Raw genomic sequence first — 2,731 nt, 5'->3', positions numbered from 1 at the left:
GTGACGGAGCCGGGCGCGCCGGTGCCGGACGCGGCGGTGCCGGGCAAGAAGAAGAAGGACACCGGGCCCAAGGCGGACACGCTGGGCGAGGCGCCGGACGAAGCGGACAAGGTGGACGACCAGGGCGGGCCCCAGCAGCGCATCCGCGTGTTCGGCCGCGTGTTCGCGCGCGCCACCGCCGACGAGCGGCAGAAGTACGAGCGCGACCTGGGCATCGACTCCGCGCGCGTGGGCGTGGCCGCGTCGCTGTCCAACCTGGAAGCGGAGGTGAGCGCGGACCTCGCCTCCAAGACGATCCTCAAGGACGCCTTCGTGCGGCTGGCGGACGACGACAAGCGCCTGCGGCTGTACGCGGGCCGCTTCAAGTCGCCCTTCCTCCAGCGCTCGCAGGAGTCGGCGTGGCGGCTGCCCCTCCAGGAGCGCGGGCTCGTGGAGGACTACCTCACGGAGACGAACGCGCTGGGCGGCCGGCGCCTGGGATTGATGGGCGAGTTGCGGCTCAAGGACGCGTGGGGCCTGAAGTTGTCCGCGGGCCTCTTCGAGGGCGGCGAGGACGCGAGCGGGAAGCGGCTGAGCGAGGACGGCTCCGCGCGCCTGAGCCTCCGCCCGTTCAAGTTCCTCACGCTGGGCACGAGCACGTACCTCACGCAGGTCATTGACGGGACGAAGCAGTACGCGGCGGCGGCGGACGCGGAGCTGAAGCTCTGGGGGCTGACGTTGACGGGCGAGGCGGCGGCGGGACGGCTGGCGTTGGGGCCGTTCCGCTCGCAGTCGGTGCTGGCCTCCTGGACGGTGCCGGTGGGCCGTGAGGGCTGGGCGGTGCAGCCGCTGGTGGGCGCGGAGGCGCTGCAATTGCAGGGCGGTATCCAGGCGCAGGGGCATTCGGTGACGGGGGGCTTCAACGTGTTGCTGGCGGATTCCTTCAAGGCGCAGGTCCAGGCGGAGCGTGCGCTCCGGCCGGGAGACGTGGCGCCCGCGCTCGAGCTGTCGGTGCAGCTCGCCACCCGCTTCCGGTGAGGAGACTGGAGATGATCTCGTTCGCTGAAGGCGGAGTGACGAAGCTGCGCCGTGAGTTCAAGCGCGTGCTGGAGGCCTCCGAGGCCAAGGCGGTGTGCACGCGGCTGTCGCAGGAGCTGGGCGGGGTGCTGCCGCCGCCCACGCGCATCGTGTCGGTGTACTTCGACAAGCCGGGGTTTCCGCTGACGCACCGTGCGCTGAGCACGCCGGAGGACTGCCTCAAGGTGAGGACGAAGGAGTACTCGCCGGACGTGGGCGCGGCGGGCCGCGCGCGCGTGGTGCTGGAGGTGAAGCGCGAGCGCAACGGGCTCACGCAGAAGCGGCGCGTGTGGGTGCCGCGCGCGGAGCTGGGCCGGGCCATCCGCGGGGGCGTGAGCCTGCTGCCGCTCATCGCGGGGGGCAGCCTGTCGCCGGTGCTGGCGGTGACGTACCGGCGGCACGTGTACCAGGTGTCGCAGGAGTGGCGGGTGACGGTGGACCGGGACATCGGCTTCCACTTCGTGTCGCCGGAGCTCGCCCTGTCGCCCATGGCGCTGACGGTGGAGCGGCTGGGGATGCCCGCGTGGGAGGACTCGCGGGTGGTGTTGGAGGTGAAGCACCTCGGGGCGGAGCTGCCCGAGTGGCTGTCGGCCCTCAATCCGGGGGGCCCGGCGGCGTACAGCAAGTTCGCGGAAGGCATGGCGCGGGTGCATGCCTTCGCTTCTGGTGGCGTTGGGGTCGTAGGGGGTTAGGGCACCGTGTTCATCGATTTCGAAGGCATTGACGGCAGCGGCAAGACGACGCTGTCCAACCTGCTCGCGTCCCGGCTGAAGCGGCTGGGCTACAAGGTCGCGCACGCGCGCGAGGGGGGCGAATTGCAGTCGCCCACCGCCCGGCGCATCCGTGAGCTCACGCGCGACGCGCGGCTCCTGGAGATGGGGCCTCGCGCCGAGTTCTTCCTGAACCTGGCCCGCGACGCGCAGCAACTGGAAGAGGTCATCGCGCCCGCGCTCAAGCGCGGCGACGTGTGCATCACCGACCGCTACCTCTACTCGCAGCTCGCGCTGACGGGCGGAGGGCGCGGCCTGAAGGAGGAGCAGCTCTTGCCCTCCTGCGAGCTGGCGTCGCAGGGGCTGTGGCCGGACCTGGTCATCCTGGTGGACGTGGATCCGGACCTGGCGCGGCTGCGCAAGCGGCTGGGCAAGGTGCAGAGCGGCAAGGTGAACGACACGGACAGCCGCAAGGGCCTGGTGGGCGCGGGGCTGGCGGTGCGCGTGCGCGAGGCGTTCCTCGCGCAGGCCCGCAGGGACCCGGCGCGGTGGATCATCCTGGAGAACAATGATCAGCCGCTGCGCGTGCTGGAGCAGCGCCTGGTGGAGGCCGTGGTCGCGCGGCTGGAAGGCCGTGAGCAGCCGGTGCAGCGGCTGGTCCCCGCCCCCACCCCGCCGCCGCCGGGCGTGGCGTCCGTGGACGACGTGGAGGAGCGCTTCTTCCACGCGGTGGACGGGCTGGAGGCGCGCGAGCCGCAGCTGGCGGCGTGGCTGCTCAACGGCATCCCGGGCCTGCCCGCGCACCAGCGCCGGCTGGCGTACGCGGAGCGGCTGCCCGGGCTCGTCGCGCGCAGCCTGACGGGGCTGGATGACGACACGGCGTGGACGCTGCGCGACGTGCTGTCCGCGAGCGTGCCGGTGGACGTGGCGGAGGGGCTGGGGTTCGTGACGTCCCGCGCTGCGCA

3 protein-coding genes are annotated in these 2,731 nt (G+C 72.4%); all 3 read left to right on the top strand.

The window, feature by feature from the left end; genetic code table 11:
* On the top strand, positions 1 to 1,017 hold a 1,017-nt coding region (locus ACLEQD_RS40765; RefSeq protein WP_410391314.1), incomplete at its 5' end, for a hypothetical protein.
* 11 nt (positions 1,018 to 1,028) lie between these two features.
* Positions 1,029 to 1,748: a VTC domain-containing protein gene (locus ACLEQD_RS40760; protein WP_410391313.1), complete on the top strand. Its 720-nt coding sequence runs from the start codon at positions 1,029 to 1,031 to the stop codon at positions 1,746 to 1,748.
* A gap of 6 nt (positions 1,749 to 1,754) precedes the next feature.
* Positions 1,755 to 2,731: dTMP kinase (gene tmk, locus ACLEQD_RS40755; RefSeq protein WP_410391312.1), on the top strand; the 977-nt coding region annotated here is incomplete at its 3' end.

The organism is Corallococcus sp. 4LFB, from assembly GCF_046520365.1.
Classification (GTDB): domain Bacteria; phylum Myxococcota; class Myxococcia; order Myxococcales; family Myxococcaceae; genus Corallococcus; species Corallococcus caeni.
Note: the sequence above shows the minus strand (reverse complement) of the source record. Positions and strands in the feature narration are given on the sequence as shown.

Excerpts from the sequence above, each read along its gene's own strand:
- ACLEQD_RS40760 (WP_410391313.1), top strand. The coding sequence starts at position 1,029 with ATGATCTCGTTCGCTGAAGGCGGAGTGACGAAGCTGCGCCGTGAGTTC.